This window comes from Psychroflexus torquis ATCC 700755, from assembly GCF_000153485.2.
Taxonomy (GTDB): Bacteria; Bacteroidota; Bacteroidia; order Flavobacteriales; family Flavobacteriaceae; genus Psychroflexus; species Psychroflexus torquis.
This window is the reverse complement of record NC_018721.1, coordinates 3468892-3484541: the sequence shown is the minus strand read 5'-3', so window position 1 is coordinate 3484541 and position 15650 is coordinate 3468892. Positions and strand designations below refer to the sequence as shown.

Genomic DNA, 15650 nt, shown 5'->3' with positions numbered 1-15650 from the left:
CCACTATATGATTTATTGACTGATCCGGGATTGCTGGTAAGGGGGAATTCTATGAGTTGGCAAGAACCTTGGATGAGGAGAAGCTTATTTTTAGAGAGCTTTGCATCCCTCTTTATTCATTTGCTTATCTAAATAAGGGGTTTTTTAGGGAGATTATTTTATTGTTTATTCTTCTACCTATCTAGGAAAAAAAAGAAACCTTCAACTTCATAACCAACGTTGAAACCAATGGTTTTTGCAAACTCGTTCGTCTTCTAAACCAATGTGATTGATAAGCCATTGAAGGCTATTAATCAGCTTTTGATTTGCCTGTTAGTAGATATAACTCAACATGTCTATAAATGTTACTAGGTTATTTTTAAGCATTTAGAATAGAGAGAAAGAGAGTACTTTATTGTTGTGATTTAAGAGGTAGATTAATTATATACAAGATTTCACCGTTTATTAAAGTCTGTATTTAATGTTAAAATTTTTATGATAATAAAAAAATAGCTAAATTTATTATGTGAATAACATTAAAAATAAACTATGAACAAACGAATCAAACTACTATTTTCCATTTTTATAGTACTCTCCTTTTTTAAAACGAAGGCTCAACAATGTCCAGAGGCTCAAAATTATGTATCTAAAATTCAAGCAGCAAATTCTTGGACACCTACTGAGAGAGTTAGTAGTGGCAAGAAAATCCAAGCTTGGTCACAATTAGCTGCTTGGCAAGCGTATAAATGCCAATGTGATAACCCTGATAATCTAACTGATGCTGAATTCCCTAAATTAGTCCAAGCTATGAATACTACTAAAGGAATTATTGACAGTGATTTCTCGGCTTACGGGAGTGTTCCAAGGGTAGCTGTTGCTGATTGTAAAAAAAATAGAATGAATCAATCATCAAATGGTTCTGTTAGCGCATCAAATAGCACCTCCCAAAAACTAAAACAAAGTCTTGCAAACTATAGCAATGCCATGGCCTTCCAAACACAAGGGATTGAAATAGCCAAGGCATTCGCTAACCAAGTCAAAAGTTATAGTCAATTAAATCAAGCTTCATCACCGGAAGCACTTTTGCAGGAGTTTAATAATAACATGCAAGCTATTTCTGAATTACAATTGCAAAACAAAGCAGATAATTTGAATCAAGTTACAAATACTTTGAACTCAACATTAACTGATTTAAGTACAGGGAATCATGAAGGCGCCTTATTTAGTGCTTTGTCTTTGATAGACCAAGGAGAAGCAAAACGTGATGCAAGGCGCAGAGCCCAAGCCTATAGACAACAATTAGTTAATGAAGCTGCAAACCAAATGAGTAACTTTTACTGGAAAGCAATGGAACTTAATGACAATGCCATAAACCAGTATTATCAAAGAGCAGCGTATGCTTTTACAAAAGAAGAGGAAGAGTATTTATTGAAATTTGTTGAACATCACAATTGTTTTAAAGAGTCTATGACCAATAATTTTGATTATTCAAGTACATCATGGACAAAGAACAACTGCCCTACTCCAACCAAAGTTGTAGGAATGTCAAATAATTTAATAGCTAAAGACATTCAATACATTCAAACAGCGAAGCGAAAATATCAATTATACCTGAAGACAGGTAGAGAAGTATTTCAGCAAGGGGCTATGAAATTTACGGGATTGGCAGCAACGGAAAATCCAAAAACAGCATATTATTATTTAATGGGACATTATGCTGGAGTAAACAACCCTTTAGTTGCCTATTCTAGTTTTTTAACCGCTAAATCAAAAGCTCCATCTTATTTTGACGATGATAAATCTTCTGAATTTTTAATCATAAAATTAAGTTTAGAAACAAGATTTAAGGAAGCTATTAAAGAAAATAATCAAAAGTTAATCGAGAATATCGTGAGTGCGGGACTTCATCATGCGGTTAGTATTGATGGTGATGCACCTATTGTTTATGCGATTAAAGTAGATCAACCCAATGTTGTACAAGCTTTCTTAAATAGTGATTTAGAAGGAAAAACAGAAACGATAATTACTAAAAAAGTACGTGAAGTAATTATGACATCAGCAATGTTAGATGCTCCCAATACAGTTGAACGATTTTCTGAAATGGGCTTTGGAGTTAATTTTACGATTGATTCAAAAAGTCCATTAGATATAGCTGAAGAATCTGTGTCTATTTATAGTTTTAAGAAAATATCCAAATTAAAAGGAGGGCAATCTAAGTATACTTTTGAAAATTCTGACGCAATAAAGGTTCGAGAATTATTAGGTTCTGCTGATGCAAATGACACCATTGAAGCAATGAATATTTATCATTCACTAAGAAGTACAAAGTCAAAACGAAAAACATTTGAAATATTATTTTATTCAAAGAATAAAGATGTGTTTTTTACTATTTACGAAAGTAATAAGGAATTCTATTCCAAGTGGGTAAAAGAAAATAGAACTGAACTATACAGACAGTTCAGTAAAGATATTTTATATAAAAACAATAAATATGTTTATCGGTACTTGTCTCTAGATCTTGTTCTTTTAAACAATGGGGTTAACCTAATGAATGAAGATTTAGACATATTCGTGAAAGAGTGGATTGGAGAGTCCATTGTAAATTATAATGTGAATGATATTGATTTTAATTTCATAAAATTTCCTACACTATCTATGATGAAGGAATCCGTCTTAGGAGAAAAAAATTTTAATAAAGCATCTGCCTTTAAAGCATATAGGGATATATCTTTCTACCAATATGAATCTCAAAACCTCACCAAATTTGCAATTGACCGCTGTGACGCCAAATTAATGAGAACGCTATTAGATTCTGAACACACAGTATCTGGCGGAGACTCCATCTATAGAACTCATCGCAGACGCTTATTGGCTCGGGCTTCTATTGTTGGGCAGGCTAATTATTTAGGGAGTACTTGGCGCTATCGTAAGCTACAAAAACAAACCGTAGAAGATATGTATTATAATCAACATCAAATTCTAGATATGTTGATTTTTGATTATGGGCAGAATAAAAACACATTAGAATATTTACTTACTAGACGATTTTCTACAAGAGATAATGAAGATATGCGACTTGCAAACCCATATTTAAAAAAGCTTATCGACAAATTGATTGAAAAAGGTCAATTAGATTTAGAAACAACCATTCCGAATTACAAGGTCAAAGGTTGGAAGAAACAAATAAAAGGTTATAAAGATGAAAAATATTGGAAAGCTATTTTAGATGGTAATTATGACGACCGATACTAAAAAGAACGATTTGCCAACAATGGCTAAAAAACATAGGGGTTTTTTTGGCGGCAAGTTGGAAGTTTCAATTGAAAACTGCCAAACCAAAATTTTAATAACGAAGAAAGAAAAATAATTATAAAAATATTTGACTTGGCTAAGTGCTAAATTGAAAGTTTATTGCTTTTTAATTCTCATGCTAATCATACAGTTGACGTTTTGAGTCATACAACCTGCCAAGTGAATGCCACTAATTTATGAACGAACTAAAGGATTATTTCAATGCAATTTCCAAGCTTAATGAATCAACATGGGATAAAATAATTCCATTTTTTAAGGAGGGTAAACTTCTAAAGAACGAATACTTCGCTCAAGAAAATAAAACCGCTCGGCAAATAGCTTTTCTTAAAACAGGTGTTGTTAGAGCTTTTTTCATAAATCAGGAAGGCAAAGATTACAACAAACAATTCTTTGTTGGGCAAAGTATAATCGGTGCTTATACCTCTTTGCTAACAGGAAATAAAAACCTCATTGCGCAACAGGCTCTAACAGACTGTGTAATTTATACCTGTGATTACAAAACATTGACAGCTCTTTTTGACGAATGTTCAGATTTGGAAAGATTCGCAAGGAAAATAGCAGAGTATTATTTTTTAGAAAAAGAAAAGAAAGAAATTGAAATTGTATTGCTTGATGCTTCTCAACGGTATATCCTTTTTCAAAAAGAATTCCCAACTCTCGAACAACTCATTTCTCAATTTCATATCGCTTCCTATTTAGGCATATCTGCCACTCAATTAAGTCGAATCAGAAAACAGTTCGCATCCAAATAATCCCCCAATTCATTTCTTTACATATGTAAAGGGATTCCCTCTTTTACGGTCGTTGCTTTGTAGCATAATAATAAAAACAAAGTGATGAAAAAAGTAAAAATGATTTCTGTGGTATTAATTCTATCTGGATTACTGCTTAGTTCTTGTGACATAAAGCCATTGGCTTATCAACCAAAAACAATTCCTTCTTTTGAGGGCGCAACACAATTAAATGACAAACTCGCAACAAGTAAAAAAATCGAAATCGACAATTGGTATGGACCTGAGGATATCCTGTTCGATTCCCTAGGGAATATATACACAGGTGTGCATAATGCGGATTTTAGTGATGGACGAATTTTAAAAGTAGATCCTTTAGGAAAAGTTGAAGAGTTTTATAATTCAGGTTCATGGGTAGCTGGATTGCATTTCGATAAAGAAAGCAACGTCATTGCCTTAAGCCACAAACAAGGGTTAATAAGCATAAGTCCGACAAAGAATGTCACTGTGTTGGCCGCAACTGATGAACACGGAAGACCATTTCTTATTCCGAATGGATTGGATATTGCCGATAATGGGATGATTTATTTCAGTAATACTTCAGAAACCTCAGCATATTCTATCAAATATGGCCGAAAGATTATCATGGAAATGAGACCCCTTGGGGGGTTGCACAGCTACAATCCTGCAACAAAAGAAGTAAAAACGCTTATTGATGGCGTCTATTTTGGCAATGGTGTCGTAGTCTCAAAAGATCAAACCCACCTTTTGATGGTAGAAACAACAAAATACAGAGTCTTAAAATATTGGATCTCTGGTGAAAATGCAGGCCTAACAGAAGTATTCATGGACAACCTTCACGGTTTTCCCAATGGAATTTCAATTAGAGAGGACGGAACTTATTGGTTGGGATTTTCAACAAAAAGAAACAAGGCTTTGGACGAAATACATCCCAAAACAGGAATGAAAAAATTCGTTTACGGGTTACCGGAATTCGTACAACCCAAAGCCGAACCTTTTGGAATGGTTATGAACATTTCAACGGATGGTGAAATCTTAGAAACACTCTTTGATAGAGAAGGAGTTGTTTTGCCAGAAGCAGGAGCTGTTAAAGAGTTTAATGGCTACTTGTATATTGGTGGTGATGTGCTCCCTTACATCGGAAAATACAAATTAGATACAATCAATTAAACCTAAAGCCATGATAAAAAAAGGAGATACGATTGTAAATGCTCGAACTGGTCAAAAAATGACATTTTTAGAAACATGGGCTGAAACAAACGGCACGCAATTAAAGATTGATTGTGTGAGCCCAGCTAGCTCTCAAAAAGAGAAATCACATGTTCATCCCTATCAGGAAAATAGGTTTACAGTTTCAAAGGGTCAACTTTTGTTTACTACAGATGGCAAGGAACATTTGGCCTCTGTTGGAGATGTGATTTCTATTCCTAAAAACATCCCTCATTCTTTTTATAATGCTGATCAGGCAGATGCACATTATATTCAGGAGTTCTTTCCTGCTCTTAAAACGGACAGTTTATTTGAAACATTCTTTGTTTTAGAAAGAGAGAATAAATTGAATAAAAGGGGAACTCCTAATGTCTTTAGAACGGCACTGATATTACTCAATTTTAAAAATGAAATAAGATTGGCACATCCAAATTGGAAGCTCCAAAAAATTACTTTTAAACTACTTGCTCCATTTGCCAAACTAATGGGCTATAAAGCATTTTATGAATAAGCACAATCACATAATTAACTTAATAATAAAAATAAAATGAATACAAAAATATTAATGATAGCAAGCACTGTCTTTCTAGGCATGTCAGGGATCGTTTTAACGTTTCTACCAGGTGAAATCATCTCCAGTATTTCGACTACTCCAAACCCGATATCAACTCTATCTTTCCAACTCTTAGGTGCACTTTACTTAGGATTCGCAATATTAAATTGGATGGCAAAAGGAGCTTCAATTGGTGGAATATACAATAAGCCCATAGCCGTTGGAAATTTTATGAATTTTGGAGTTGGTGCACTTGCATTGATTAAAATTATTTTGGAAATCCAAATGCATGTAGAAATCGTTATTTCACTCACAGTCGTATATATTACTTTTGCAATATTATTTGGGTATGTCTTTAGAACTAATCCATCCAAAGTAGAATAGAATATAAAAACGATCACACAACACTATGTATAATGCATATGGACCCTGCGGGATGCAAACGCACCATAGATTAACCTTTGCCGGAATGCAAAAAATCGTAACCAAAACAAAATGAGGAACTTATTTTTAATCATATTTGGATTTTTAACATTCAACGGATTTACCCAAGATTATTTGCTTGCCGACGAAAATTCGGATAAAAATATGATAGCAGATTTTATAGAGAAATCTATCACAGAAAAAAAGTTAAAAAAAAACCCTGTTATTGTAATCAATGAAAGAGTTTTAAAAGACGACCAATTAGATAAATTGAATTTCTATAAATCCGATATTATAGAATTTAGTATAATCGCAATGGACAATCCTCAAATGGAGGGAATTTATGGAAAGCAAAGTTTAAATGGACTTGAATTCAACTAATAAATGCAACTTTTAGATTTGATTATTATAGCTACTTTTTCAAAACAAGAAAGAGGAAAATATTCCTCTTTCTTGTTTTGATGGAAAGGTTATTTTTACAGCATCAAATCGCCAAAAAAGAAGTTGCAATGAGTCACCTTACCAAAGAACAAAGATATACAATATCTGTAATGCGCAAAGAAGGCTATAACCATAGAGCTATTGCAGAAAGTATAGACAAAGACAAGTCAGTAATTAGTCGAGAGCTAAAGCGTAATAAGGATCAAAGAAGCGGTGAATATCGCTATGAATTAGCTGTGAAAAAGTGTCGCGAGAGACATAAAACAAAACCTAAACAGATTTGTTTTACAAATGAAATAAAAACAGCTTCAGAAAGGCTTTTAAAGTTAGATTATAGTCCAGAACAGGTAGTAGGGATATTAAAGAAACACCAAGAACCTAGTGTAAGTGTTGAAACACTTTATCAACATATCTGGAATGATAAAAAACATAAAGGAACCCTACATAAGCATCTAAGACATCAAGGCAGGCGTTATCGTAAAAGAGGCGCAGCAAAGGATTCTAGGGGTATTATAAAAGACAGGGTAAGTATAGAAAAACGACCTAGTAAAGTGGAGCTCAGAGATCGCTTTGGAGATCTTGAAGTGGATTTGATAATAGGTAAAAATCACAATCAAGCTATTCTAACAATTAATGATAGAAGCTCTGGAATGCTTAAAATGAAAAAAGTTCCTTCTAAAGAATCCAAAGGGGTAGGCTTAGCAATCATAGATTTATTAGAGGATTGGAAACCTTATTTGAAAACTATTACAGCGGATAATGGAAAAGAGTTTGCAGACCACCTTGTGGTAGCGCAAGAGCTAAATATAGATTATTATTTTGCAAGACCTTATCACTCCTGGGAACGGGGTTCAAACGAAAACCTAAACGGACTGATAAGACAATATTTACCTAAAAAAACAGACTTTACAAAAATCACTGATTACCAAGTAAAACAGATACAAGAGAAATTAAATCTAAGACCTAGAAAAAGGTTCAATTATGAAAATCCTATATTTGTAATGGATCAATTATTATTTAACCCAGAAGTTGCATTTATGACTTGAATCCGGCGGAGTTTTATTAATTGAAACAAAACCATTTCAAGAAAGAGCTGCAAAAAGTATTTCTGACAGTAAAGTGCTCATTTTACTAAATGAAAAACCGATAACTGAAGCGGAACTCGAAAAAATAAATACAGACGAAATAGAAACTGTGACTGTAATCAAAGACGAACAGGAAATCGCGAAATATACATCTGATAAATATGATAGTGTCATAATCATAAAGATGAAGAAATCGGAATGAAGTCCAGCAGCTAAAAACGCTTATATCTCATAGCTATGTTTGAAACCAAATCCATAGTTTTGGGAAAGTTTTCGAATCCGCAAAATTTTTAAATTTGGCTTTTAAGGTGAAGAAGTCAAATCAAAAAGTAAATATTTCTGTTAGTACTAACTTAAAAAGTCTTTACCTTTTAAAACTCAACTAAAACATATCTAAGTCCGTTACCTGCAAGTGCAAAACGGCCTCTAAAACTAATAATAAACGAATATGAAAGAATCAATTAAAATGTTAACCATTCTATTTCTGATAATATCATTTATTTCGTGTGTAACAGAAGCTGAAAAAAAATCAACTCAAAAAAGAGAATATGCTCCTGTTGACAAAAAAATATTTGATGAAATAAAAGCAATGGATAAAGAGTTTTTTGATGCATATAACAACTGTGATTTAGAAAAGCAGGCTTTAATTTACTCTGATAATATTGAGTTTTTTCACGATAAAGGAGGTTTAATGACATCCAAAAAAGAAATTATTGAAGGAACGAAACGGAATATTTGCGGGAAAGTTACTAGAGAACTGGTAGATGGAAGTCTTGAAGTTTATCCAATTAATAATTATGGTGCAGTACAAATAGGATTTCATAAATTTCATAATAACCAAGAACCTAATGCTAAATCAATACCAAGTAAATTTATTACAATGTGGCATAATGAAAATGGGGATTGGAAAATGGCGAAAGTTATAAGTTTACATTAAATGGAAATCTGAATAAAGCCAGCAGGCAAAAAAGAATGGAGGTAAAAAACAACTCTTTTCTACTTTAATTTGAAACACTAGTAGTCTAGGCTCAGAGATTTATTTATATCTGTGATTTGAGTTTTTTATTGTGTTCCTCTTCTAACTATCTAGGTAAAACGGAAATTTTTAACTTGATAACCAGCGTTGAGACAAGCAGGTTTGCAAATCTAATAGTCTTCTAATCCAAGGTGATTGTAGAGCAATTTGAAGCCATTAATCAGCTATTAATTTGCCTGCTAGCAGCTATAAAACGGTATTTTAGTAGGTGTTTGGAGGTTATTTTTTAAAGATTTATAATAGAGTATACTTTACTATTGTGATTTAAGAGGCAAATTAATTACCTCCAAGTTTTCACCGTTTATTAAAGCCTAGTTTTAATGTTAAGACAGTAATAAAATCACTAAATTTAAATTGTGAATAAAATGGAGATAACACAACTTGTTGTGTTATCCATACGTTCTATGTAATTTAAGATACCGTGAGGTGTTGTTTTTCAAGGGTTACGTGAGTTGTGGGACAAAACAGAGCGGAGATGCTGATTATTGTTGGATAAGGACTGACTTTAGGAAGGGCTTTTCCTCAAGTAGTTTTGCTTTCTGCGTTGAGAGCTCGCTCTCAAAACTTTGACAAGTTAAAACTACTTATATAAAGGACGGTAAAATTTTTGACAAAGTCAAGTTTATTGGAATTTATAACAATAATCAGCAACGGATATACGCTTCCCCAGTCAACGTTTGTTAGCCATACCTAAAAAACATGGTCTGAGGGAATCTTGAAAAACAATCTCGTATATATCTTTGGTATCTTAAACTAGGTTTTCATTTTATCCTTAATTTTAGAAAGTAAAATTAAATTAATCAGGGATAAAAGAAAACTACATACAACAGGACCTATGTATAATGCCCCCGAAGGGCCACTATACATAGCTCAATCGTTGGCAATAATATAAACTTCAAATCATATAAAAGTTAAATGAAACTTCTAATGTTTCTTTTTACCATAAATGTTGCTCTAGGATTTTTCCTTGGACTAGCAATATTATTTAGACCCTCATTAAAAAGCATTACAAATAAATATTTAGGGCTTGCTGATTTTCTTATAATTATCATCTATTAAATTAAGCATCAGTGTTTTACGCATGAAAATACACGTTTTTTTCTTGCGTAATTGCATGGTTTTTCGTATCTTTTACTCATAAACCTATGCAGTTATGATAAAATATACGCCTTCTAATCAGTTAAGTTTATCCGAGTTTTCACATCCCTTCGAACAAGAATTGTTATCTGATAATCGCTGGGTAAAATTAGCACAACTCATCCCTTGGGATGCTTTGGCAAAGGTATATTCCAATAAACTCAATGCACGTAATGGTAGAGAGAGTATTGATGTCCGCATGGTTATAGGTGCAATTATTGTAAAGCATAAGATAGGGCTAAACGATAGAGAGACCGTTGCGATGATTAGCGAAAACATCTACTTGCAATATTTCTGTGGATTAAAGTGTTTTCAAACCAAACCCCCTTTTCACCCCACTGTACTTGTAGCTATTCGTAAACGAATGGGGGCAGTAAATTTTGACTCTTGGAATACTCTAATCATTGAAAAAGCAGATAGCTTGAAGCCAAAAAGGGCAAGGAATATTCAAAAGAACACCGAGGAAGAGGCCCCTAATCAATCTGCCTCTGATAGTAAACACAAAGGCAAACTAAAGATTGATGCTAGTGTGGCTGATCAAAGAATAGTGTTCCCTACCGATGCTGGTCTGCTTAATACAGCACGCAAAGAAAGTGAGCGAATTATAGATTTGCTTTACGAGCAAACCCAAGGAGTTAATAAACCTCGAGATTACCGTCGAGTAGCAAGAACAGAATATCTTGTATTTTCTAAAAAACGCAGAAAGACAACCAAACAAATAAACAAGTTCATTCGAAAACAACTAGGATATACCAGGCGTAACCTATCTTATATTGAAAAACTGTTAGACCAAATAGAAGATCAAAAAAAGGAGGAACACTTGCCTGGCATGTTTACAGATCTTAGAACTGCTTATCCCTGTAAATTCCCTTTACCAAAACGGGACCAAAAGATTTACTGGGTGCTTCAACTCATCTATGAACAACAAAACTATATGTATCACGAAAAAGTTAATAGTGTAAAAAATAGAATAGTCAATATTTATCAACCTTACGTTCGCCCTATCCCAAGAGGAAAGGATAAAGTATCGACAGAATTTGGAGCAAAGATTAGTGCTAGTGAGATAGATGGAATGAGTAGAGTAGAACATATAAGTTGGGATCAATTTAATGAATCTAAAGATTTAGTATTACAAGTAGAATCCTACAGAATCACCTTTGGTCACTACCCAGAATTACTACTGGCAGACCAAATATACCTTAACAGAGAGAACAGAAAATGGCTCAAAGAAAAAGGGATTAGAATTGTAGGAAAACCATTAGGGAGACCGCCAAAACAAGAACTTTCTGCCTATCAAAAGCGAAAACTCAAAAAAGAGCGAAACCAAAGAAACCTAATAGAAGGAAAGTTTGGACAAGCAAAAAACGCATACGGACTTAGCAAAATAAAAGCTAAAAGGAAAGACACATCAGAAAGCTGGATTAGTGCCATTTTCTTCATAATGAACTTAATAAACTTATCAAAAATAGCAGATAAATATGCTATTTTTTGTGCCTTATTTGAAAATTGGATATACGCTAAGCTAAATCCCAAAATAAAAGGGTGTTTCTATAATACTGATGTCACTAAACCCTTTTTTATTCAAAATTACATACCTCTTGAACTAAAATAAGCTTGAGTAAATCAGCAAGCCCTATTTAGGATATGCAATTTTAACTATTTCTCTATTAATGCTCAATAGACTACTTGCAGAAGTAGGTATTTATGAAGAGAATAAAAAATTAAGAATAATTGACAATATAGAATGGGTATTTCTTACTCCCGTTTTTATTTTCCTTTTTGTTATAAAAAGCATCAACCATAATCTTAATACATATAATGAACTTAAATTACTGTATTTACCCTTTATTGCATCACTACTCTTAAATTCCATTCATAATCTAGAGAGAGATTTTGATATTTTCATTTTTACAAACGAAATTTTTTCTCGTATAAAATTTAGCTTATTTGTTCTTGAAAGTAAGCTGGTCTACATTTATATTTTTTTTTAATGACCTACCTATATTTTATCTTAAAAAATTCTGATTCTCAAAAGTCGAAAAATTGGTTATGGCAATTGCATTTTATATTAAGCTCACTAATTGGTCTTTGGATTCTTCTCGATTTTACTGAAGGTATTTTAGTAACTAAAAAAGCAAGCTATTATACAATCATACTATTTATTGGAATTTCTTTTTTTCTTTACTGGGTATCTTATTATACAATTTACAACCGAAAATTATATGCTGAAGCAAATGAGATAAAACAAATATTAAAAACTCAAGAACTAAACATATCTAAAACTCCTAATTCTTCTAATACTATTTTTGAAAAATTCGAAAGTCTATTTAAAGAAGAATATGAATATAGAAACCCAAATGTTACTAGAGAATCTACTGCTGAAAGATTAGGTATTAGCGCAGGATATTTATCTCAAATTATTAATTCAAATACCGAAGATAATTTTTCAAGCTATGTAAATCAATATAGAGTTGAAGAAGCAAAAAAAATGTTACACGATAATACCTTCGATAAATACAATATTGAATCAATAGGTCTTGAAGCTGGGTTTTCTTCAAATACAACATTTCACAAAGTATTAAAAAAATTCACAGGAATAACTCCACGAGCCTACAAGAATAAAAATAAATAAGTACCAATTTCTTCAATGCTAACAAATCGAAACTAAACATTAGACATTCTGGTCTATTTTTGCATTCAGTAAAACTACTTGATTTCAAACTTTAGAATCCTTTTTCCTTAATAACGTTCATAATTTCTACAGTGTAAAATCAATATAAAATTACAAATATTAATAATCAATAACACTTAATCAGTATGATCAGAACTAACATACCTTTTTTTGCGCAAACAATTTTTATTACGCTATTTTCTATTTTATTCTTTCAAGTAGGATATTCTCAAGATAAAATCAGCAAAATATACCTAGAAAAAGACTTAGCTATTTTAAAATCGAATCTAGAAAAAAACCACGGAGGTTTATATACTTATTCTTCAAAGAAGATAATAGATGATTGGTTTATACAAACTCAGAAAAACTTGAAAGATTCTATGGGAACCTTTGAGTTTTATAGACTATTAACTCCATTAAATAGCGTTATTAAAAACGGACATACGGACATCCCATATCCAAAACTTAAAAAAGATTTCAAGTTACTTCCAATACAACTATATAAATATAAAGATTCATTTTATGTAGGTGATTTTTTTGCAAAAGGGTATGAGGATTTATTAGGATTACAGATTTTAAAAATTGATAAGCAACCAATAGGAGAAATATATAATTCACTACTCAAAAATTATACAAGAGATGGTGATAATTTAACTTTTCCAAATGAAAATTTATCTTCATTATTTGGATTAGACTACGCATTAATTTATGGCTCAAAATCTAATCATACAATTACTATAAGTAAGGATAATAAAAATGTTCAAATTGAATTAAAAAGCACATTATTGAATGATGAAGTAGTTAATGCTTACGAAAAGAGTAAAAAACAAAAACCTTTGAGTTTTGAAATAAACAATAAGGTAGGTATTTTAACATTTTCTACTTTTTCAGAAAGAAAATTAGAAAAAGAAAACTATCTAAGTTTTTTAGAAGAATCATTTAAAAAAATTAAACATAATACAATTGAACATTTAATTATTGATGTTAGAGATAATAGTGGAGGTGATGCTCTTCCTACTCAAGAGCTTTTGTCTTATCTGTTAGATAAAGAGTTTGTTATGTATAAAGATGTTTATACAATTACTAAGAAGATTAAAGACAAAAAGTATTATAGTAATCAGGGTGTGTTTTGGCTAAATGCATTTAGCTGGCTTAAGTTAAAAAAAACAATGGATAATCATTACAGCCTGCGAAAGATTGAAGGAATGGATGTCTTTTCACCAAAAAAAGATAACTTTAAAGGAAAACTTTATATACTTATAAATGGTAAATCGTTTTCTGCCACAGGCGAATTTACCTCTTTTTTAAAGAACAATAGAAATGTAATTTTTATAGGAGAAGAAGTAGGTGGAAATAAGGTTCAGAATACAAGTGGAATATCTTATATTATTACTTTACCTTACACTAAACAAAAGGTAAAAATACCTCTGGTTGTTTGGGAAATGAACGTAGATTATAAAAATGATAGTCACGGTATTAAACCGGATTATTGGATAAGAAATACAATTGGTCAAGAATTGAATGACTATGATAGTGTTTTGAATTTCACTTTAGAGTTTATAAAAAATCGATAACTAACAATATATCTAAAAAATAGTATTCTGAAGAGAAATTAAGAATAATAAATACTATTGCCAACAATGGCTATAATTAATACGGGTTTTGGTGCTTAACCCAAAGTTTGGAGTTTTAAACCAAGTCCGCCAAATCTTTTGATTTGGCTTTAGAAATAAAAAGATAAAACAAAATAAAAAGTTTTGGCTAAGTGCTTAATCGAAAATTTATTTTCTTTTAATCCCGTACTAACTATAGCCGAGACCGTTGGCTGTAGTTTCGAACCGCCCAGAAAAATGATACTTTAAAGATTAAAACATAGCAAAAAAAAAATGTCTTATAATGCTTTCTTATCAACCGATTTTGATGCAATTAAAAAACTGAAAAGCGAATTCGATGAACTTTTCTCACTTGAATTAATTGATGTAAGTGAAAAAATGTGGTTAGGTTTAAATGATAAACTTTCTAAGAATAATATTTACTATTTGATTTCGCATTACGGAGAGTCAAATGGGTTTATATTTGATTCTAATGAATAGATAGATAATGATGAAATTGATAAAGATTATTTACTTCAAAAGAAATCCGCTGGAATACTAATAAAAAACATTAAAAAGTTATGTGATTTTGGAGAAGTAGAAATGTTTACTTGTTTTTCTAACGAATGGAATCAACCGATAATAAATAGATTAGAGATTGATATTCATAATGTTTCTCTTGAAAAGAACTACTTTGGAATTAATGATAGACAATTAATCTTATTTAGATGACGAAAAAACTACACACAACAGCGCATAACAAAAATGGCGGGATTTGTACTGAAACTGGAGTTTTGTGCATTTTTATAAAAGTAAAACCTTAACCGAAAAACTTGCTCATTTTAAGTCGCCACTTTTGTTATGCGCGAACCGTTGTATGTAATTAAAACAGAACGAAAATACAAATTAAATTTATGGGAAAATCTTGTGCTCCTGCACCAACTAATAAAAAAGAATACATATCAGATTTAGGAAAAATATTAGTTAATGAAAATGGAAAGAAAAAGTATTATAAACCTGAGGAAGTAAGAAAGGCTCATAGAAAAAGTAAATGGTACGATGGACTTAATTTCTCGTGTTGGGGAATGAGTACGTTCTCTTCACATTCGGATTTTGACAAATATCACGAAGAAACAGGAGAAATTTGTGATTATGGTGAAATGAAAACTGAAATGTTAAGTGGATTATCTGTTTCTTCCACTGCGGATTGGACTGAAATTCCCGATATAGATATTGACGCTTCTTGGTTAGATTTTGGAGACGTTTTTGACGGATTATTAGAAGGAATTGGAGAATTTATTGGTGGAATCTTTGACGGAATATAACGTAAAAACAACTACCTACAACAATGGCTATAGTTAATACGGGTTTTGGTGCTTAACCCAAAGTTTAGCGCTTTTAAGGAAGTCCGCCAAATCTTTTGATTTGGCTTTAGAACAAAAAAGATAAAACAAGATAAA

Annotated in this window: 13 protein-coding genes; all 13 read left to right on the top strand. The window is 31.8% G+C overall.

Annotation, left to right across the window (positions count from 1 at the left end):
- The first annotated feature begins 528 nt into the window (after positions 1–528).
- Positions 529–3231, top strand: a complete 2703-nt coding sequence (locus P700755_RS15045; protein WP_015025493.1) for a hypothetical protein — start codon at positions 529–531, stop codon at positions 3229–3231.
- A 236-nt stretch (positions 3232–3467) separates the two neighbouring features.
- A complete protein-coding gene (locus tag P700755_RS15040) occupies positions 3468–4043 on the top strand; it encodes a Crp/Fnr family transcriptional regulator (RefSeq protein WP_015025491.1) in 576 nt (191 codons plus the stop codon).
- Positions 4044–4127: 84 nt separating this feature from the next.
- Positions 4128–5213, top strand: a complete 1086-nt coding sequence (locus P700755_RS15035; RefSeq protein WP_015025490.1) for an SMP-30/gluconolactonase/LRE family protein — start codon at positions 4128–4130, stop codon at positions 5211–5213.
- Positions 5214–5223: 10 nt separating this feature from the next.
- On the top strand, positions 5224–5763 hold the full coding sequence (locus tag P700755_RS15030; RefSeq protein WP_015025489.1) for a cupin domain-containing protein: 540 nt from the start codon (positions 5224–5226) through the stop codon (positions 5761–5763).
- 54 nt (positions 5764–5817) lie between these two features.
- Positions 5818–6189 (top strand): hypothetical protein, encoded by a 372-nt coding sequence (locus P700755_RS15025; RefSeq protein WP_245535954.1) that lies wholly within the window; start codon positions 5818–5820, stop codon positions 6187–6189.
- A 111-nt stretch (positions 6190–6300) separates the two neighbouring features.
- Positions 6301–6609, top strand: coding sequence for a hypothetical protein (locus tag P700755_RS15020; RefSeq protein ID WP_015025487.1), 309 nt, complete (start codon positions 6301–6303; stop codon positions 6607–6609).
- 128 nt (positions 6610–6737) lie between these two features.
- A complete protein-coding gene (locus P700755_RS15015; protein ID WP_041758579.1) occupies positions 6738–7715 on the top strand; it encodes an IS30 family transposase in 978 nt (325 codons plus the stop codon).
- Between the two features lie 487 nt (positions 7716–8202).
- Entirely contained in the window at positions 8203–8691 is a 489-nt protein-coding gene (locus P700755_RS15010; RefSeq protein WP_015025486.1) for a nuclear transport factor 2 family protein, read from the top strand.
- 1252 nt (positions 8692–9943) lie between these two features.
- Positions 9944–11539: an IS5-like element ISPto9 family transposase gene (locus tag P700755_RS15005; protein ID WP_015025484.1), complete on the top strand. Its 1596-nt coding sequence runs from the start codon at positions 9944–9946 to the stop codon at positions 11537–11539.
- A 378-nt stretch (positions 11540–11917) separates the two neighbouring features.
- On the top strand, positions 11918–12559 hold the full coding sequence (locus P700755_RS14995; RefSeq protein ID WP_041758423.1) for a helix-turn-helix domain-containing protein: 642 nt from the start codon (positions 11918–11920) through the stop codon (positions 12557–12559).
- Positions 12560–12744: 185 nt separating this feature from the next.
- Complete coding sequence (locus P700755_RS14990) at positions 12745–14172, top strand: S41 family peptidase (RefSeq protein ID WP_015025483.1); 1428 nt, start codon at positions 12745–12747, stop codon at positions 14170–14172.
- A 312-nt stretch (positions 14173–14484) separates the two neighbouring features.
- A complete protein-coding gene (locus tag P700755_RS14985) occupies positions 14485–14691 on the top strand; it encodes a hypothetical protein (protein ID WP_015025482.1) in 207 nt (68 codons plus the stop codon).
- Between the two features lie 413 nt (positions 14692–15104).
- Positions 15105–15515, top strand: coding sequence for a hypothetical protein (locus P700755_RS14980; RefSeq protein WP_015025481.1), 411 nt, complete (start codon positions 15105–15107; stop codon positions 15513–15515).
- The last annotated feature ends 135 nt before the right edge of the window (positions 15516–15650 follow it).